Raw genomic sequence first — 19,062 nt, 5'->3', positions numbered from 1 at the left:
TCTCCTTATGAGAAAAACTGATTTAAGTTTTTAAAGCGTTGGATAACTTTTTCACTTTCTGCTTGGATTGATTCAAGTCTCTGACTGACCTGTTGCAGACTCGACTCCATTAGGCGGGGTAGTTCAGGATCAACAAAGCTATGCGGAAGCGCATCATGAAAGTTCGCTTTCACCTTGCGTATATGGTGTTCTGCCTCACTAAGCTGATTTACGGCTTTTTCGCTCTGCGTTAACCACTTTTGGTAAAGCTCTACATCCAAGCCCTCTTGAGTCACTAGGCTAACCAAAATGCCTCGGTTCGCGATATCACGGATAACTAGGTTATTCGCCGCGTCAACATCAAATCGTAAACGGCACATGTTGGTGTTTTGATTGACGTAACCATACACATCACCGCTTCCCTCTTTAATGACTCGATCTAACTCATCTTTGGGTACATAAACCCAGCGGCTATCACCTTTTTCTGATTCTGAAACCGACATGTTGCTTTGCAAGACAACCAATTTAACTAAGTTAACGGCTGCGCCAACTTTGTACATCTTGGCTTTAGAGGTATCAAAGCGCATGGTTTCTTTACGCAAAATACCCGTTGCCGCTTCAGACGTTAACGTCATGCGGTAGGCATCTTCTAGTTCATGTTGGACATCAACCAAAGACTCACGGCAGTACTCAATTTCCTGCTCCGCGTCTTGTTGATCAAATGCATGTTTTAAGGCGAACTCTTGAACCACTTCACGTACCACATCTCGCGATTCAGGACTGTTCCATAAACAATCTTGCAACAGTAGAAGGTCAAGCGGATTGATTTCATCGCGACCATTAAAAAACGCGCTCGCTTTTAACAACTTCACGGCTTTCTTCCAGCGGCGGTCAGAGACATACATATCGGTATTGACCACATCACCAAACTGAGCTTCAACTTTGCTTTCTAACATCGTTTTAAGCTGGAAAAGCTTTTCGAATGCATTGTCGGTTAACGTCAATTTGTCGAGCTGTTGTTGCCATTGATGATATTCTTCATCAGTTATCGCTAGGCCTTCTGGTACTTGTGCCTCTTGCGATGTGCCCACAGTCAACATCGACTTAAAGTTTTGTTTATTCTGAATTCGATTCACAAACACACGCACCAACATGCGGTCGTAGAGCGCATCCAATCCACTATCTTCATCGGGTAATTCATTGGAAGCCGATACCAACAAGCGCATTGGCACACGCTCGATATCGCTGCCATTTTTGAATGTTTTCTCATTAACCACTGTCAGCAATGTATTAAGAATTGCAGGGCCCGCCTTCCAGATTTCATCCAAAAATACGACTTGTGCAGTTGGCAAATACCCTTTAGTTAAGCGAACATAACGGCCGTTGTCTTTTAGCTCTTGGATACTCAGTGGCCCAAACACCTCTTCAGGGGTTGAGAAGCGCGTCATCAGGTATTCGAAGTAACTGCTGTTATCGAACGCTTGGATGAGTCGTTTGGCAATTAAGCTTTTTGCAATACCAGGGGGACCTAAAAGAAAAACACTTTCACCAGCAAGTGCAGCAAGAAGGCAGAGCTTGATCGTATGTTCACGCTCATAAACGCCATCCGTTAACGCTTTCGCCAATTTATTGATGCGTTCTGAGAGAAGCGCTTTTTCGGCATTTGAGGCAAATAAGGTTTGTGTCATACGTTCTCCGGCTACTGAAGTGGTATTGCGTTAACATTTTTATACACTTGTTATAACTTTGTTACAAATGTATTTTGTCGAATTCCCCTTATAGCAGATGCTTTTCCGCTTCTTGACGAAGCAATCAAAGTTTCCATTTATGAGACATTGCTCACTTAAAGTGCAAACGCTTTCGTCGTGTTGCAGTATTTTTTGCTTTTGTTTCCCACCATTTGTGGTTAATGTCGAAAAACGTCAAAAATGCGGTAACAGCTAGGGTTCATAACTGCATGAGCAAGATAATTTATAAATGGAAGCAAATTTCTCTGATTGAAGAAGACGTTATGCTTCCTACAGGACAGGCAATTACGCACACCACAATCCATCATCCGGGTGCTGCGGTGATTCTCCCTATTACAGCGGAGGGTGAGATTGTCCTTGTCCACCAATTTCGGCCTTCACTTAATAAATGGCTATTGGAACTTCCTGCTGGTACCAAAGAAGGCAACGAAGAGCCTCTCTGCTGCGCCAAAAGAGAGTTAGAGGAAGAAACTGGGTTTAGTGCAGAGAAATTCACGTCTCTCGGCCAAGTCACCCCTCTTGCCGGATTTTGTGATGAGATACAGTATCTATTTGTTGCCGAAAAGCTCAACAAAACAAACCGTTACGAGTGCGATGAAGACGAAGTAATTGAGGTCGTCACCTTGTCAATCAAGCAACTCGAAGAAAAGATAGTCGATGGCACGATCACCGATGCCAAAACGATCGCTTGCTTAAGCAAAGCGCGCCTTTGCGGATATATTTAGGACTTTGACCAAGGAGACATTCATGGATTTTCGATCAGATACCGTTACACAGCCCACCCAAGCCATGCGAGAAGCCCTGTTTAAGGCCCCCGTTGGGGATGATGTTTATGGTGATGACCCTACGGTCAATGAGCTTGAAAAATTTGCTGCGCAGCTTGCTGGTTTCGAAGCAGCTTTGTTTACCACTTCAGGCACTCAAGCCAATCTGCTCGGTTTAATGGCGCATTGCGAGCGGGGAGATGAATATCTATGTGGGCAACAAGCACATAACTACAAATACGAAGCTGGTGGCGCGGCGGTTTTGGGATCAATTCAACCTCAACCAGTCGAAAATAACCCAGATGGCACGCTACCATTTGATAAACTGGCTGCTGCGATTAAACCAGATGATTGTCACTTTGCTCGCACTAAGCTTCTCAGCTTAGAAAACACAATTAATGGTAAAGTACTACCTCTGTCTTACTTAGCAGAAGCACGTGACTTCGTGAATAAACATAACTTGCAGATGCATCTAGATGGCGCTCGCGTTTTTAACGCAGCCGTTGCACTTGATGTTCCGGTAAAAGAGATCGGTCAGTACTTTGATTCAATGACGATCTGTCTGTCGAAAGGTCTGGCTGCCCCTGTTGGCTCGCTACTGCTTGGTAGCAAAGACTACATCGCAAAAGCACGTCGCTTAAGAAAGATGGTCGGCGGTGGTATGCGTCAAGCGGGTATTCTTGCCGCAGCAGGCAAACTTGCCCTTACCGAACAAGTGGAACAGCTAAAACAAGATCACATCAACGCAAAAACCTTAGCGGAAGGTTTAGCAGAACTGCCTGGTTTTTCAGTCAACCCTGAATTTGTTCAAACGAACATCGTGTTCGCGAAGCTTGATCCTCAAGTGGACATAGTAAGTATCGCTGCGAAACTAAAGGAACAAAACATCACGATAACCCCTGGAAATCCAATTCGTTTTGTAACTCATAAAGATATTTCAGCGAAAGACATCGACACTTTCTTATCAAGTATAAAATCTCTACTTTAATTTGATTTTGATCATTGAGCTTCCCCTAAGGGGAAGCTTTATTGTATCGGCATGATTTTTAGCGAATAGATAACCTCCATGCTCAGATTTGTACTTTTAATCTCTTTTATTTTCTCTTCCGCTATCTATGCCGAACCGTTTGGTGATGCTGATAAAGGTAAAATCAAATCACCTAGCTGTGTCTATTGCCACGGTGTTACAGGCATCGCAACGAACAACACCTATCCAAGCCTTGCTGGTCAAAATGCTCAGTACCTTTACAATGCAATGAAATCTTACCAAGCCGGTGAGCGTAAAGGGCCACTTGCAGAAATGATGGCAGCACAGTTAAAAATGTTAAATGATGGAGACCTTCGTGATGTCGCTGCTTTTTATGCAGAACAGACAGAAATCAAGTAATTAGATCACCTGTAGATGACTATGAAAGCTCGTGAATCATCCAAACTCAACGCATATTGAAACATTAACCCAACATTTGACCACAAAACAATCAAATTAACTTCACTTCAAATATTTGATGAATTTATAGTTCAACATAAGCATTAATATTGACTTTTTATTCTATTTTATCGATATTTCATGCTTTATTGAATTTGACGTGAAGTAAGTTATGTCTCACACACATGCGCAACCAGCAGACTCGGTTGCTACCCCTAAGTCGTGGCAGATGCCAGATACCCTCATTTTGATCTTCATTGTTGGTATTCTTGCTGCGATTCTTACCTACTTAATTCCTGCTGGTCATTTTGATAGCCAACAGGTGACCTACATGGTCGACGGTGCAGAAAAAACTCGCACAGTTATCGATCCTTCTTCTTTCTCTTATGCAACCGACGAAAACGGTGAATTGGTTTACAACAAGGTTGGCCTGTTTGCTTCTGGTGGTGGCATTGGTCTGATGAACTTCCCTTTCGAAGGGCTAGTTTCTGGCTCTAAATGGGGCAGCGCAATCGGCGTGATTATGTTCATGTTGGTTATCGGCGGTGCTTTCGGCGTTGTAATGCGCACAGGCACAATCGATAACGGTATCCTGCGCCTTATCGATAAGACCAAAGGTAACGAAGCGCTATTCATTCCAGTGCTATTTTTGCTGTTCTCGCTAGGCGGTGCGGTATTTGGTATGGGTGAAGAAGCCGTAGCATTTGCGATTATTATCGCGCCGCTTATGGTTCGCCTTGGTTATGATGGTATCACTACGGTAATGGTTACCTATGTTGCGACTCAAATTGGCTTTGCTACTTCTTGGATGAACCCTTTCTCCGTCGCTATTGCGCAAGGCATTGCGGGTGTACCTGTTTTATCCGGCATGACAGTGCGCATGGGGTTATGGGCTGGCTTTACGTTAATCGGTATCGCTTTCACAATGATCTACGCCGCTCGTGTGAAGTCAAATCCTAAACTTTCTTACAGCCACCGCACAGACCAGTATTTCCGTCAGCAAGAGCTTGGCAATCAAGATTCTCGTTGGAACCTAGGTGACACACTCGTTATCCTTACGGTTATTGCGACCACGGTGTGGGTCGTTTGGGGCGTAGTCGCTAACGCATGGTACATCCCAGAAATCGCTTCTCAATTTTTCACTATGGGCTTTGTTGTCGCGATCATCGGTACGATTTTCCGCCTGAACGGTATGACGCTAAACTGCGCAGCTGATGCATTTAAAGAAGGTGCAGCTATTATGCTTGCACCTGCCCTATTAGTGGGTTGTGCAAAAGGTGTATTGTTGATCCTTGGTGGTGGTACAACTGATGAAGCGAGTGTACTGAACTCAATTCTAAACAGTGCTGGCGGCGTGATTAGCGGGCTTCCTGACGTGGCTGCGGCATGGTTAATGTATGTATTCCAATCTATCTTCAACTTCTTCGTCACTTCGGGCTCTGGACAAGCGGCACTAACGATGCCTCTACTGGCCCCTCTGGCAGACATTGCAGGCGTTACACGCCAAGTGGCAGTTTTGTCATTCCAACTTGGCGATGGCTTTACTAACGTTATCGTCCCTACTTCGGCATCTCTCATGGCAACGCTTGGTGTCTGCCGTATCGACTGGGGTGACTGGGCAAAATTCTGCTGGCGATTTATTCTATTACTCTTTACCCTATCAAGTATCGTCGTTATCGCAGCTCATATTATGGGTTTTGCGTAAAACGAAACCAATTGGTAATTAAGGCGAGACATGTTCTCGCCTTATTAATATTCATGGTATGACGACGCTAAGGTTTTAGATTAGCTTATGGTTTTGGAGTGGTAACTTTAATGGCAACACAATTTCTCGATGACGTGATTCAAGGTCATCAAGTGATTCAATCTCTCAATGTAGCAGGCCTAAATTCGGGCGAGCATAAGTTTTGGTTTCGCATCGCAACGAATGCTCTCTCTCAGTGGCAACACCTACCTGTGCTAGTGTTCAAAGGTGAAAAACCTGGCAAGAAGATCATGATTACCGCAGGGGTTCATGGTGATGAGTACAATGGTGTGTTAGCAGCGCAGAAAACTGCTCGAGAGCTCATCGGCACTGAAGTCGCTGGTACTGTCACTATTGTTCCAACCATTAACATGCCAGGTATGCTAAACCACAGCCGCGATTTCTATTCCGCAGACCCTGATGCGTCTCCTGCAAACTTAAACCGCTTTTTTCCTGGTGACCAAAACGGCAATGAGGCCCAACGTTACTTATATGCATTGTGGAATGATTTGCTCAAGCCAAATGCTGATTTAGCCATTGACCTTCACACTCAAACCAGTGGTGCGGCCTATCCACTTTACGTGTTTGCAGATTTCCGAATCGAGCAATCATTAGAAATGGCTCGCCTCATTAATCCTGATGCGATTTTAAATGATCCTGGAGATGCTGGCGTCCTTGAAACGGTCTGGAATAACCATGGTGTCCCAAGTATTACTGTTGAAGTAGGTATGGGGCGATATACCGAGCAAGAGCTCATCAGTCGAACTGTAACAGGCATTTTTAATGTGCTGAAAAAGCATAACATTGTTGAAGGTGATATGGACCCTATTACGTCATGCTTGGAAGGAAACGAAATCGTCAGTGTGAAAGCGACACACGGCGGCTTTGTACTGCCTCATGTTAGTTTGATGGATTTTGTCGAGCAAGGTCAACTTCTTGCGATTCAATACGACAGCTTTGGCGCTGAGATTAAACGCTACACCGCCCCAACAGGCGGCACAGTACTTAGCCACAATGTTGAATCTATTCGAGCACCAGGTTCCCTGATCGTTCGTTTGATTAAGTAAACCATAACCGTTTGTTGATAGAGCAACCTTTCGACGCTCACTCAAATTTATATAAGCCCCATCACGAGTAATCACAAATGATGGGGCTATATCCATTTTGACCACATTAAGTTACGCCGTAACAAATTACTGTTAAGCGAAATGACAAACTGAGCTCTTAATTAGGAAGCTTCCCCTCTGTCCGCTTTTTCAGCCACGCTGATGAACTTAAAGCTGCCGTTGTTTCTCTTGTTCAACAAAAATGAGCTCGTCGATAGCGAAACCTTTCTCTTTAGCTACGTACTTAAAGCGCTCCACTACTTTCTCATCAACATTAGGAGTTCTAGACAATAGCCACAAGTAGTCGTGGTTGTAACCGGAAACAAACGCATAGTCATAGTTTTCACCTAGCTCAAACACAATGTAAGAAGAATATATTGGCCCAAAAAAGGAAACCTTTAAGTGTCCCACCGTTTCATCTTCAACAAAATAAGCTTTGCCTTCAGCTTCTGACCACTGTCGCTCTTCTTCGGAATATCCACGGTTTATCACCTTGACCCCACCATCCTCACGAACCTGATACTCAGCGGTAACGTTGGATAAGCCTCGCTCAAATGAATGGTCTAGGCGTGCAATCTCATACCACTTACCTAGATATGGCTCTAAATCGAAATTATTCACGGGTTCCACCCCATCCGGCTTCGAGGTACAACCAAATAAAGTTGCAAGTGACAAAAGTAAAAATATTTTTATCGATTTCATACAACACCTAAATTTTAATTAGTGATTGATTTTACTCTAGAAGATAACAAATCGATCACTAAGCCGCACCATCGCCCTCATAGGTACACATCACAATTCTTCATCATCAATAGCGCGCTTAACACCGAAACCTCGTCATCTCTGCAAATCGATAACAAGATTGCTCTATTTTTGACTTACAAGCTGACCATGCTTGTACATTTTGTCAGCATTTAACCCTATGCATATAGAAACTTTGCACAACATAGACATTCGTAGGCATATCACCCTCCTATAATACGTTGCGTTATAGACAGAGGTTATTGTTATGAAATTAAAAACAGTGTCAGTTTGTGCACTTTTGGTGTTACTTGCAGGTTGTCAGCAGGAAAAGCCGAGCGAAACGACACAATTAACGACCTCGGCAGATGTATGTAATGCACAAGGAAACATGCCAGGTGGGTGGAATGAGTTTAACGCGACCCCTGATGCACAAAAGGCAATGGCCTTTGTTTTAAAGAAAATGGACACAATAGCGTCGTTTAAACGAATACTGAATGTTCACGCGCAAATCGTTAGCGGCGTCAACTATGCTATTGAGTTTGAATTGGATGATGGCTCTGTTTGGAACACGATTGTTTATCGCAACCTTGATGGCGAATATGCGATTACCCAATCACCAAAAGAAGGCCACTTTTGCGAACAGTAGCGACTTAGTCAGAAAGCCCCTAACAATAGGGGCTTTTTGATCTAACAGTAGTCACTGAATTAGACAGCGAAGCGACATTGAGATTTAATCGACACCGTTGAACCAAGTCTTGATGGTTCAACATCAATCCTCTGCGCCATTTGCTCTTTCAGCTCAGAAACGTGAGAAATAACACCGATCATGCGCCCAGTCTGTTGCAGGTCCACTAGCGTTTGAATAGCAAGATCTAAAGACTCTGGGTCTAAACTACCGAAGCCCTCATCAATAAATAAAGTGTCTAAACGGATACCGCCACTATAGGATTGCACAACATCCGACAAACCAAGTGCCAGAGCAAGCGCTGCCATAAATGATTCACCGCCGGAAAGTGTCGCAACATCACGCGTTTTTCCTGTGTAGCCATCTTCAACCATTAAATCTAAGCCGCGACCCGCAGCGCCTTTGAAGCCCTCTGTTTTTCGAGCAAGAATATAGCGCCCTTTACTCATAAGGCTTAAGCGTTGAGAGGCCTGAATCAGCACATCATCCAACAGTACACCAAGAACAAAGCGATGTAGGCTAACCCTGCTGCCTGTTTTACCGCTAGCAACGTCGTACAACGTACCAAAGATTTTGTATTCTTCTTCTAACTTACTATTTTTCTCATGCAACACGGCAATATCTTTACGAACCTTTTCAAGGCGTTCAAATATTGAGCGTGTGGTATCAAGTTGATTCCTTACTTCAATATATTGCGCCTGCAGAGTGGTTAACCTGTCGTTAAACGACTCTAAATTAGGCCTTTCAAGATCTTTCAATGCATGATTTAAATCATGTAGTGTTTGCTCAAGCTTGGTTTGTGCCTGTTTGAAGCTGTCTATTTCTTGCTGCCAGGCTTGAAGTTCATCATCTCCCACTCGACTACTTAGATAATGGCTTTCATCCTCAAATTTACTCGCCTGTAGTGCCTCATTCCACGCTAATTCTGCTTGGCTAAGTTTTTGCTCTGACTCAGATAACCACTGCTTGTTCGTCGCTAAGTGACTTTCCGCATTTGATTTCTCCAATATCGCTTGCTGCAAAGCGTTTTGCGCCTTTTCTAAGCCTGTGTTCAAACTCAGAATTTGCTCTTTTGTCAGCAAAATTTCACGTTCAAGCAAGTCAGCGGAACTGTATTTTGGGTCAATAAAAGCTTGTAATTGAGCCAATTGTTCTTGGTTCGCTTTAACGGTTGATTCATTTGCCGCCATTTGATTCTGCAGCTCATGAATTTTATTTTCACCCACGACGCAGCGTTGATTAAGCTGTTCAACGTTCCTTTCTAGTTTTTCAATATCAATAGCTTGTAGACGTAGGAGTTGAGCATTAAGCGCTTGCAAATCATTTTGAACCGTCGAGATCTCAGATGTAGCATACTCACCCAACTCCTCTTTCAACTGGTTACACTGATTCTGATACTGACTAATGACAACGTTATGGTGTTCTAGCTGATTGCTTAGTTGGTTCAACAAGATTTGAGCTTCTCGCTCTTTCGCTCTAGCCGCCTGAACTTGCTCTTTTGTAACGGCTTCTTCAACAAACGTTGCGGGGTTAGGATGCGTTTCGCTACCACACACCGGGCATGCTTCACCTGCTTTTAGTCGCTGCGCTAATACTGCCGCTTGAGCGTTGTGCCACTTAAGCTCTATCGTATCAGCGGCTTGTTGACGCTGCATATAGCGCTGACTGGCTTCGTGTAGTGACTGCTGCTTGCCTACAGTTAGCGCATTGAGTTTAGAGAGCTCTAAAGTAAGATCATGCAGCTTTTGTAGATCCTGTAACAGCCGTTGTTTTTGTTTTATTTCCGCATCGATGCTGCCAATAAGCGCAACATCAACTCGTGCTTTCTCTAGCTCCTTCTGTCCCTGCTGGGCCTGTAACGTTAACTTATCTTTTAGTTCTATGTACTGTTTTAACGTTGCTTCAAATTGTTGTTTTTGTTGATAACCCGCCGTTATTTTACTTTCCAAATTGTCTTTCTCGACCAACTTGTTTTTCATACTTTCAAGCTGATACTGCAGTTGCGTTAACTGCGGGACCTTTGCCGCGGCCTCTTTTGCACTTTGCTGCAAGTTTTCTTGTTCTCTCGCAACGACATGAGCTTTTTCGAGACTCTCTTTCAAAGCTACGATTTTTTGCCTAAGCTCTTGCGTTTGAGCTTTTGCATTTTGTAATGAGATGTAGGGCAACTCTATCTTATTGGCATTTTTAGCGTTTTCTAATTGCTGTTGACGAGCTTTTATCGAATCTGAGTGTTCTAGATGCAGCTTGAGTGCGCTTTCTGCTTGCTCTCGTTTCGAAAACTCTCCATTCAAGGTTTCCGCTTTTTGCAACTCAGATTTAGCAGTATTGAGCTTATCTAACGCTGCTTGCTCATTCTTTTTATCAGAGTCTAATTGCTTAGTTACTTGTTCCAGTTGTTGTAATAGTTCTTGTTCAGAACTCGCTTCTGCAACTTGTAAAGCACCTCGAATTTGATTATCAAATTCGCCTTTCGCTTTACTAATTGCACTCGCTTTATCTTTGAGCGCGTACTCAATTTTTTTATATATGTCAGTTTGAAAGAGCTGGCCAAAAATTTCTTCACGCTCTTTAGAGCTAGCAAGCAACAGTTCTCGGAATTTTCCTTGAGGCAACACCATAACTTGACGAAATTGAGTTTCATTCAAGCCAATAATATTGCTAACTTCAGTTTTAACCTGAGTCGTCTTGCTGGTGATAAGCGTTTCAGTTTCACCGAGTTCATAAAGAGCCGCAGTGTGCTTTTTAATCGTCATCCCTTCACCACGGGCCTTGGGCGCTTCCTGCTCAGGGGATCGAACAACTCGGTATTGTTTGCCGTGTAACGAAAATTCGAGAACTACTTCGGTTGGTAAATCTTGCGCGGATAAGTCACACCGCATCTGAATACCTTGTCGCTCATTACCTGTGGTTTCACCATAAAGGGCGAAGCAAATGGCATCTAAGATCGACGTTTTACCGGAACCTGTAGGACCATTAATCAAAAATAGAGGGTTACTGCCAAGCTTCTCAAAATGAATGATTTCAGTTTTTGCAAACGGACCAAAGGCTTGCATGGTTAGTTTAATTGGTTTCATCTTTGGTCCCTATTGCTGTGATAATTGCTTAATAATGTCAGTAACAGCTTGCTCTTGCTCTTTAGACAACTGGCTATCTTGCGCCTCAATAAAAAAATCTCGGAACATATCAATTTCGCTTCGCGCCAACTTTGCTTGCGCCATTTCCTGCTCTACCCCAATTAACATGCCAGGTTTCTCAAGGTGTAAAACGTTTGGATACACTGAACGAAGTTTTTCCATTGGGTTTAAAATCGCATGTTTATCCATCAAACGAACTAACAAATAATCTTCATTCTTGGGGTCTGTTTTCCCTTGCTCAATAACTTTATCCAGCTCGCCCTCTACAATACGCATTTCATGAGGAGCCGTAAGATCAATATGCTTTGCAGAAACGAATCCTTTCTTGTCCAGTTCAACTAACGTGAAACCTTTTCTCTGGTTCTGTTCACCAAAGCTATACTTCATGAGAGAGCCAGAGTAACGGATATGCTCTGCGCCTTTCTTTTGAGGCTGATGCAAATGACCAAGTGCGACGTAGTCAAAATCTAAGAAGTGTTCATGACTCACGCGTTCAGAACCACCAATAGATAATGGTCGTTCAGAGTCTGACTCGATGGCCCCATCAACAAAACAGTGACTCACGAGCACGCGCTTTTGCTTAGAGATAAAGCGCTCTTTAATTTGCTCAACAAGCAATTGATGAGCCTCATCATGAGTGGATACCGAGGCTTTGTAGGCAAACCTGACCTGTTCAGGGTCGTTATAAGGCATACCATAAAACGCGACCTCGTCCGCAGAGTCCGTTTTTATGATGATGGGAGTGAGCATATCTTCAAAGTTGCTAACAATATGGAGACCTGCATTTTTCATTTGCTCTGAGCCGAAACCTAGCCTTTCTGCACCATCATGGTTGCCAGATATCAATATCATTGGTGTTTCTAACTCGGTACAAATGCGTTTCACGACTCGATCTAACAGTTCTATTGCAACCGTTGGTGGCACCGAACGGTCATAGATATCTCCCGCCACAACAACTGCATCGACGGGGTTGTGTTCAATATAGTTAATCAGTTGTTCGAGTACTGCTTGTTGATCTTCGAGTAGTGACACGTTGTGGAATTGTCGACCAAGATGCCAATCTGAGGTGTGGATAAACTTCATTCGAATTCACTTTCCGCCAATTCTATGAGCAGGCTTGCTTCTGTCAGAGTTCATGTACCGTTTATAAACAGGAATGCGTCACGGGTGGGATCTCGAACAAGCCAAAAACTCAAGTTATTTTATATCGGTAAGGATATCTTGAGTCGAACAGCTTTTCATGTGGTTTGTGTTCTATGGCTGGCTATTTAATCAGAAAGCGAGAAGAACACTGTAAAAACGCGGTGAGCAAAGCTATTTTGAAAAGCAAGCTGCGCCTAGTCATTGTCCAAACATCATTAAAGGGCCAATTTCGAGTCAATCCCCCATAACATTTGCATCACTAAAACCTCAGCTACTAGAAGGAAAAGCAATAGCCAGACCTATTCACTACGCCAATTGTATATTACTCCTACCGCATAGCCATCTGGCTCGATGTCGGCTTGCAACACGTGAAAGTCTGGGCAGGGGCTGCTTCTTTGAAGCTCATCAATCACTAACGCTTTTAAAACGCCGCCACATGCACCCAATCCGCCAAGTTTGATATCAACAAATTGATACTGAGTTTGATCGGTCACCCACGGAGACAAGAATTGCATTGAGTTTAACCATTGCGGTTCTTTCTTATTAACGGATAAATACAATTGACTGAGTGGATGTTCACAACTTACTCCTAATTGCTTAAACACCTTGTCCACGGCGATGCGTTGTTGTTTGGCATCTAAATCAATTCGAACAACATCAGGCACAAGACCTGAATGTCGAAAAAAACACTTGGTTAAAATGATTGAGCTTTGAGGTTTGACATGCCCTTCTACATCACTCGTAACCTCTATAGCCAGTATCCAAGTCGCTTGCGTTTCATTAACTTCACGATTTATCCGATTTAGTGCCATCAAAAATGAAGCTTGGCCATAAGGATAAAAGTAAATTTCAGTATTGACAGTTTGGTCAACGAAAATAGAAAGCTCGCTTATCAATGCTTTAAGCAAGCTTTTGTCTACCGAAGATGGTAAAAAAACACAGAGATTCCCTTTGATATCAGCTTGCTCAAGACTCTCGCGCTCAGAGCGCACGAGGCTTAATATATGCTCATCTATTGATTGAGCAAAGTCAGGGGGTCGGATTTCCTCGGACAATCTAAAAGAATCATCAGCTATCTCGCGAACGGTGTGTGAACGGCCATTAAAGGATAGAAGATGCGTTTGAAATGCGAGTGGCATCTAGCCTCCGATTAAAACCGTAGGCATACCAGATAGAATTTTGCCACCATGAGACGTTGAATCGCCGACTCTCGCGGCTGGTTTACCGTTGATTGTTACGCTAGAAGAACCTGCTGAGATACTATCCGGAGGACCGATACAAATAAGCTTGTCGCCTTGTCTTGCCGCAGGTATCCCGCCAATCGTTACGTTTGGTGAACCAACAACGACGGGACCACCGACATGCGGTATCTTTCCTGTTTTTTTAGGGCAAAGATGAAAGCTGCCCAAAATTGCGGCTGGTTTACCCACTTTAAATCACCTTAGTTCAATGAAATTTTCCCAGCTTTAAGAGCAATAGCTGAGCCGTTAATGGATATTTTATTACCTTTGATATTGATTTCTCCAGAGCTAGACATCTGAATAGAAGCACCACCTACTTTGATCTCGACGCTCTTTCCTGCATTAAAAGACAGTACTTCACCCGTTTCATTCGAAAAGTTTTTACCTACTTTCAAGCTCGCGTTCTGACCAACCTCTTGATTAACATCATTGGTCACTTTTTCGGTTTTACTGTTTTCAACGGCGATATCAACACAGTCTTCAACTAGCATTTGGAACAGTTTTTCAGCATGAAGATAAATGTGCTCTTCACCAGGCTTATCATCGAAGCGCAACTCATTAAAATTGGATGTACCTTTTTGTACAGAGCGTGATTTATAACCACTCTGAGAACTTTGCTCTGGTAAAGCGTAAGGAGGGAGTTGACTACCGTTATATAGTGACCCCGTAACGATTGGTTGATCAGGGTCTCCGTTAACAAACTCGACGATGACCTCTTGTCCGACTCTAGGGTGAAACACCGACCCCCATCCGTTACCTGCGATATTTTGCGCAACACGAATCCAACATGAACTATTTACATCGTATTTACCAACACGGTCCCAGTGAAACTGAACTTTGATACGGCCATGTTTGTCTATGTAAATTTCACCATCTTTGTTCCCCGTAACTATTGCAGTTTGCAAACCTTTCATCTGAGGTTTCGGATAGTTAACTGAAGGACGAAGGATTGTCTTTGAGTCAACACAACTAAACGAGACTTTAACACCTTGCGCACCGGTGCCACCTTGACCAGTCTGGTTATAAACAGCAGCTGACAAAAAAACAGAAGACAGTACATATTCCTTGCCGACTCGAGATTTATCTTCATGCTTTTTAAACTTGAAGCACTTACCTACGCTGAATGTTCTGCACGTAGCCTCGCCACGACACAAATATGCATTTTGCTGTAGTGCTTCTATTGCATGCGTGTTTCTCAGTGCGTATTGATCATTGCTCTCCATTTCACCCATGTATTCAAAATACTCGCTTCCAGGTACTGTAAAAAAATCACTTTCACCCTTTGCAGTATTTTTAGGATTCGAAGAAGGCTTGAGCATGTTATAGCCTGACTTTTGACTCGCTTTAGTAGTCAGAATTTGCGTTTCATGCCAAGAAGAAATGTGGCTAGATTTCGCCGTACCTGTATCAAAATCGACTAAAAACTCAGTACCCGGCTTATAAAAACTGATGTCATCAAAAATATTGAGCGTATGGGCAGACTTAGTATGTGTAAAACAAAATGATAGCCCCTCCTCCGATAACAGACGTCGAACAAATTCAAGATCTGATTCTTCATATTGTACTTTGTATGTGTATTTAGGATAGGACTTGGTTAACTCAAAACTAAAGGCAACACTATGCTCCGATAGTACTTCAGAGATAATTTCCTTTATATCTTTATGCTGAAATATTCTACAATTTTTTCGATATTCAGCGAAACGTAATTTAGGCTCTATTAATAATTCTATGTTTTTATAATTTTCGCCTTTATGTGTATTAGAAACCCTTTTCCCTTCTAATCTTGCAGCAGAAACATAACCATGCATATAACGAGGATTTGAAGAAACATCCTCATTATTTTCAAGGGTAATGGTAACTTCCTTACCAATAATTTCGTTTAACTCACTTCGTTGATCATTAAAGTAAGCTTTAGCACGCAATGAAAAAAGTTCTGAGATCTCTTCTCTATACTCAAACGAGTTTAGTATGATGGCATCTTTACCGAATGGGGAACAAATTCGGATGAAATTGTTATCTTGAGTTGCTCTTTTCATTAAATACTTCTTTCAAAAAAATGCGGAGGAATACTCCCCCGCATGAAAATTACATTTGTTGACCTTTAACACCGCTGTAGCCGTATACCAATGGAGCAGAAGTGTTGTTCTTATCGTCAGTAGGAGTCACTGTCATCATCATTTCTGTGTAAGAAATTGTGATAGTTTCAACTGGACGATCGTCTTGGATAGAAACTGAGTAGTTAGAAATCATCGCATCAGTCAGTTCGATCTTCATGATCTCTTCAACCTTCTCACCCTGCTTAGTAATATGGAAAACCGCTGGTTTACCTTTACCAATCGTCGCTTCTTTAAATAAGTCAGGAGAAGAACGGTCTTGAAGTTTAGTGATAGTCAAATCATATAGACGAGTAGCGCTCGCTTCACGGTCCATCGCTGTACCAGTGTATGATGAGATCTCACGACCTACACTCCAATCTACAGATAGTAGTGTAATCAAATCTTTGTATTGCTCGGCTGTTGCCTCACCCTTAATATCTGCGTATTTAAGATACGTATTAGACTGCATGCTAATCTCCTATAGCATTATTAATTGACATATATCGTAATAATTTAATTATCTGACGTTTGGTGATAATTAGTGATTAATGTATCAAAAACTTCATTTTAAATACGCCCTGTTATATCTTTAAATAAGATTTAATTTAAGCGTTTTTTATAAAAAATAATAGTTAATATGAACCAACTCCCAATTATTATTGAGAGTGTAAAGGATGTTAAACTATTGAGACATCAAGTCCACTAGTTGTACCTTTAACAATAATTTCATCAAACGTCTTATCATTAAGAATTGCATGCAATATTTCATGAGAAATCTTCGGAAGCAATGTATTTTCTATGGTTGTTTGTACCACACGCGCACCACTCCCAGACTCATTGCTATTGTCTACAATATCATTAATTAGTTCCTCATCAAAAAACAGGTCAGCGTTATAGTGCTTACGAATACGAGTCGTAATTTTATCCAACTTTAATTTTGTTATTTCTATCAATACTTTTCTTGATAGAGGCAAATAAGGTAATACATTCACACGCCCTAAAAATGCTGGTTTAAAGTCAACCAACAAATCATCGCGTAAAGCATCTTTTAGTGCTGACGGCTCAGGCGCTAAATCAGGATCAGAATACAAAGACATCGTCGTTTCGGTCCCTGTGTTCGCGGTCATAATAATAATAGTGTTTTTAAAGTCTATATCTCGACCTTCACCGTCTTTAATTGAGCCTTTATCAAATACCTGATAAAAAATATCTTGAACACCAGGGTGCGCTTTTTCCATTTCATCGAGGAGAATTACACTATAAGGTTTACGTCTAACAGCTTCAGTCAGTACACCTCCTTCTCCATAACCGACATAACCAGGAGGAGAACCTAATAGCAATGAGACTTTATGCTCTTCCTTAAATTCCGACATATTGATAGTCGTGACATTTTCTTCACTACCATACACTTTCTCTGCAATCGCCAAAGCCGATTCGGTTTTACCCACTCCGCTTGGTCCGGTTAGGAGAAATACACCATTTGGTCGTGTCTCATCCGTGAGCTGCGCACTCGCGGTTTTTATCACTTCAGACATGAGCTCTAAAGCGTGATCCTGCCCGACAACTCGCTTGCACAAACTTTCTTTCAAACCCAATACTGCTTGGATTTCATCATCCTGAAGTTTACCCAGCGGTATACCGGTCCAATCCGAAATAACTTCTGCGATTAGCGCTTCATTTACATGCGAAAAAACTAAGGGCTGTGAGTTAGCGGAGAGGTTATTTTCAAGCTCTTGTAACTTGTCTCTCGCAGTCTCAGAACCCTCCTGGATTATTTGGGTTCTAAGTGACTTAGCTTCACTTACCCATTCTTTTTCTTTTTCCCAAAGTCCTTCTAATTCAATAATGTCATTAGATAGCGCATCAATCTCTTTTCGGACACTTTGCAGCTGCACATCAAGAGATGCTCCTAGCCGATTCTCTTGGCTAAGATGCTCATACTCAGCTTGCTTTGCTTTAAGTTTATTTCTTTTCGCATCTAGGCCTCCCGGTGTAGATGACTGACTTAACGCAACTCGTGAGCAGGCCGTATCCAAAACAGAAACCGCTTTATCTGGCAGTTGACGACCATTAATGTATCGAGCTGAGAGTTGGACCGCTGCATTGAGAGCTTGGTTAGTGATATGAACATCGTGGTGTTGTGCCATTACATCAAGTAAGCCTCGTAACATTTCGATCGCGAGTTCAGGGGCAGGCTCATCAACCTTTACGACTTGAAAACGCCTAGTTAAAGCTGCATCTTTTTCAAAATACTTTTTATACTCTGCCCACGTTGTTGCTGCGATCGTTCTGAGTTCACCTCTCGCTAATGCTGGCTTCAGAATATTCGCCGCATCACCTTGGCCCGCTTGCCCACCACCGCCAATTAGGCCATGAGCTTCATCAATGAACAATATAATAGGCTGTGGAGCGTCGTTTACTTCCTTAACAAGGTTCTTAAGCCTGTTTTCAAACTCACCTTTCATGCCTGCGCCGGCTTGCAGTAACGCCAAATCCAGAGACTTAATTGCCACATTTTGCAGAGCGGGAGGTACATCGCCATCAATGATCTTTTGCGCCAAACCTTCAACAACGGCTGTTTTTCCAACACCAGCTTCTCCCGTAAGAATCGGGTTGTTTTGTCGGCGTCTTAATAAAATATCGATCATTAGGCGAATTTCATTATCTCTACCTATCACCGGATCTATTTTACCTTCCCTAGCTTGCTCAGTAAGGTCTGTTGTAAATTGATTTAAGGCGGAATTCGCGTTTGACTGCGCTAAGTCATTCGATCTTGATTGAGGCGCATTACTTTCTTTAAAGTTCAATAAGCGAGATGGTTCTATCTTGTTTAGTTCAGGACTAATCGAACCAGCCATGTTGACTAACGTATCATCAGACAAGTAGGCAAATAAAAGATGGATGCACCCCAACTGTTCTTGATTGAATTCAATGGTTGCAGACAACAAGGCATTTTGCATAACAGTCACCGTATGAGCTGATAGCCCAGGCACCGACTGGCATCCTGTTTTGTATTTTTCTAATGCCTTTTGAATATCGGTTTCAACCTTGATTTTATCGACATCAAATTCGTCAAAAACTTCAGAGTAAATATCGTCAGGATGGCGGATAATCATCATTAACCAGTGAGACATTTCAATACTGTGATGAGTTCGGGAGCTTGCCATCGCAGCTGCCTGTTCAAGTGTTTCCTTAGCCTGAGGAGACAATCTTTCGACCAACGCTGAAAGTGAGAGTGAAGCCATTACA

The 19,062-nt window shown here is 42.6% G+C and carries 15 protein-coding genes; 6 read left to right on the top strand and 9 right to left on the bottom strand.

Translation table 11 applies throughout. The features are described 5' to 3' along the window. Positions 1–5: 5 nt before the first annotated feature. Positions 6–1,667, bottom strand: a complete 1,662-nt coding sequence (locus tag R7P64_RS04260; RefSeq protein WP_318118449.1) for an ATPase RavA domain-containing protein — start codon at positions 1,665–1,667, stop codon at positions 6–8. 269 nt (positions 1,668–1,936) lie between these two features. On the opposite strand from R7P64_RS04260, the gene R7P64_RS04255 reads away from it, so the two are divergent. The 5 genes from R7P64_RS04255 to R7P64_RS04235 all read left to right on the top strand — a co-directional run bounded on the left by R7P64_RS04255 (position 1,937) and on the right by R7P64_RS04235 (position 6,728). Then, positions 1,937–2,452, top strand: coding sequence for an NUDIX hydrolase (locus R7P64_RS04255; RefSeq protein WP_213968366.1), 516 nt, complete (start codon positions 1,937–1,939; stop codon positions 2,450–2,452). Positions 2,453–2,474: 22 nt separating this feature from the next. Beyond that, positions 2,475–3,479 (top strand): low-specificity L-threonine aldolase, encoded by a 1,005-nt coding sequence (gene ltaE / locus R7P64_RS04250; protein WP_213968365.1) that lies wholly within the window; start codon positions 2,475–2,477, stop codon positions 3,477–3,479. Between the two features lie 78 nt (positions 3,480–3,557). Then, positions 3,558–3,878, top strand: coding sequence for a c-type cytochrome (locus tag R7P64_RS04245; protein WP_054701389.1), 321 nt, complete (start codon positions 3,558–3,560; stop codon positions 3,876–3,878). 211 nt (positions 3,879–4,089) lie between these two features. Then, positions 4,090–5,622, top strand: a complete 1,533-nt coding sequence (yfcC, locus tag R7P64_RS04240) for a putative basic amino acid antiporter YfcC (protein WP_005387492.1) — start codon at positions 4,090–4,092, stop codon at positions 5,620–5,622. Between the two features lie 110 nt (positions 5,623–5,732). After that, positions 5,733–6,728 (top strand): succinylglutamate desuccinylase/aspartoacylase family protein, encoded by a 996-nt coding sequence (locus R7P64_RS04235; protein ID WP_318123195.1) that lies wholly within the window; start codon positions 5,733–5,735, stop codon positions 6,726–6,728. A 207-nt stretch (positions 6,729–6,935) separates the two neighbouring features. Here R7P64_RS04235 and R7P64_RS04230 read toward each other — a convergent pair whose 3' ends face one another. Next, a complete protein-coding gene (locus R7P64_RS04230) occupies positions 6,936–7,469 on the bottom strand; it encodes a lipocalin family protein (protein ID WP_025767720.1) in 534 nt (177 codons plus the stop codon). A 307-nt stretch (positions 7,470–7,776) separates the two neighbouring features. Here R7P64_RS04230 and R7P64_RS04225 point away from each other — a divergent pair, with 307 nt between their 5' ends. Next, on the top strand, positions 7,777–8,157 hold the full coding sequence (locus tag R7P64_RS04225) for a cystatin domain-containing protein (protein WP_025767719.1): 381 nt from the start codon (positions 7,777–7,779) through the stop codon (positions 8,155–8,157). A 59-nt stretch (positions 8,158–8,216) separates the two neighbouring features. Here R7P64_RS04225 and R7P64_RS04220 read toward each other — a convergent pair whose 3' ends face one another. The 7 genes from R7P64_RS04220 to tssH all read right to left on the bottom strand — a co-directional run bounded on the left by R7P64_RS04220 (position 8,217) and on the right by tssH (position 19,058). Then, entirely contained in the window at positions 8,217–11,273 is a 3,057-nt protein-coding gene (locus R7P64_RS04220) for an SMC family ATPase (protein WP_318123193.1), read from the bottom strand. Between the two features lie 9 nt (positions 11,274–11,282). Then, positions 11,283–12,416 carry an exonuclease SbcCD subunit D gene (locus R7P64_RS04215; protein ID WP_256902669.1) on the bottom strand — a complete coding sequence of 378 codons (1,134 nt, stop codon included), beginning with the start codon at positions 12,414–12,416 and terminating at the stop codon, positions 11,283–11,285. A 359-nt stretch (positions 12,417–12,775) separates the two neighbouring features. Then, positions 12,776–13,615: an NAD/NADP transhydrogenase subunit beta gene (locus tag R7P64_RS04210; protein WP_318123191.1), complete on the bottom strand. Its 840-nt coding sequence runs from the start codon at positions 13,613–13,615 to the stop codon at positions 12,776–12,778. Further along, entirely contained in the window at positions 13,616–13,906 is a 291-nt protein-coding gene (locus tag R7P64_RS04205) for a PAAR domain-containing protein (RefSeq protein WP_005375969.1), read from the bottom strand. It abuts the gene before it with no gap. An 11-nt stretch (positions 13,907–13,917) separates the two neighbouring features. After that, positions 13,918–15,753, bottom strand: coding sequence for a type VI secretion system tip protein TssI/VgrG (tssI, locus tag R7P64_RS04200; RefSeq protein WP_256902668.1), 1,836 nt, complete (start codon positions 15,751–15,753; stop codon positions 13,918–13,920). A 49-nt stretch (positions 15,754–15,802) separates the two neighbouring features. Then, positions 15,803–16,282: an Hcp family type VI secretion system effector gene (locus R7P64_RS04195; protein WP_005375967.1), complete on the bottom strand. Its 480-nt coding sequence runs from the start codon at positions 16,280–16,282 to the stop codon at positions 15,803–15,805. Between the two features lie 208 nt (positions 16,283–16,490). Next, a complete protein-coding gene (gene tssH, locus R7P64_RS04190; RefSeq protein ID WP_213987032.1) occupies positions 16,491–19,058 on the bottom strand; it encodes a type VI secretion system ATPase TssH in 2,568 nt (855 codons plus the stop codon). Positions 19,059–19,062 lie beyond the last annotated feature (4 nt).

This window comes from Vibrio sp. 2304, assembly GCF_033339475.1.
GTDB lineage: Bacteria > Pseudomonadota > Gammaproteobacteria > Enterobacterales > Vibrionaceae > Vibrio > Vibrio alginolyticus.
The sequence above is the reverse complement of the archived record's forward strand: the minus strand, read 5'-3'. Positions and strand labels throughout refer to the sequence as shown.

Excerpts from the sequence above, each read along its gene's own strand:
- R7P64_RS04215 (WP_256902669.1), bottom strand. The coding sequence starts at position 12,416 with ATGAAGTTTATCCACACCTCAGATTGGCATCTTGGTCGACAATTCCAC.
- R7P64_RS04195 (WP_005375967.1), bottom strand. The coding sequence starts at position 16,282 with ATGCAGTCTAATACGTATCTTAAATACGCAGATATTAAGGGTGAGGCA.
- R7P64_RS04245 (WP_054701389.1), top strand. The coding sequence starts at position 3,558 with ATGCTCAGATTTGTACTTTTAATCTCTTTTATTTTCTCTTCCGCTATC.
- R7P64_RS04260 (WP_318118449.1), bottom strand. The coding sequence starts at position 1,667 with ATGACACAAACCTTATTTGCCTCAAATGCCGAAAAAGCGCTTCTCTCA.
- R7P64_RS04210 (WP_318123191.1), bottom strand. The coding sequence starts at position 13,615 with ATGCCACTCGCATTTCAAACGCATCTTCTATCCTTTAATGGCCGTTCA.
- R7P64_RS04230 (WP_025767720.1), bottom strand. The coding sequence starts at position 7,469 with ATGAAATCGATAAAAATATTTTTACTTTTGTCACTTGCAACTTTATTT.
- yfcC (WP_005387492.1), top strand. The coding sequence starts at position 4,090 with ATGTCTCACACACATGCGCAACCAGCAGACTCGGTTGCTACCCCTAAG.
- ltaE (WP_213968365.1), top strand. The coding sequence starts at position 2,475 with ATGGATTTTCGATCAGATACCGTTACACAGCCCACCCAAGCCATGCGA.
- tssI (WP_256902668.1), bottom strand. The coding sequence starts at position 15,753 with ATGAAAAGAGCAACTCAAGATAACAATTTCATCCGAATTTGTTCCCCA.
- R7P64_RS04225 (WP_025767719.1), top strand. The coding sequence starts at position 7,777 with ATGAAATTAAAAACAGTGTCAGTTTGTGCACTTTTGGTGTTACTTGCA.
- tssH (WP_213987032.1), bottom strand. The coding sequence starts at position 19,058 with ATGGCTTCACTCTCACTTTCAGCGTTGGTCGAAAGATTGTCTCCTCAG.
- R7P64_RS04220 (WP_318123193.1), bottom strand. The coding sequence starts at position 11,273 with ATGAAACCAATTAAACTAACCATGCAAGCCTTTGGTCCGTTTGCAAAA.
- R7P64_RS04235 (WP_318123195.1), top strand. The coding sequence starts at position 5,733 with ATGGCAACACAATTTCTCGATGACGTGATTCAAGGTCATCAAGTGATT.
- R7P64_RS04255 (WP_213968366.1), top strand. The coding sequence starts at position 1,937 with ATGAGCAAGATAATTTATAAATGGAAGCAAATTTCTCTGATTGAAGAA.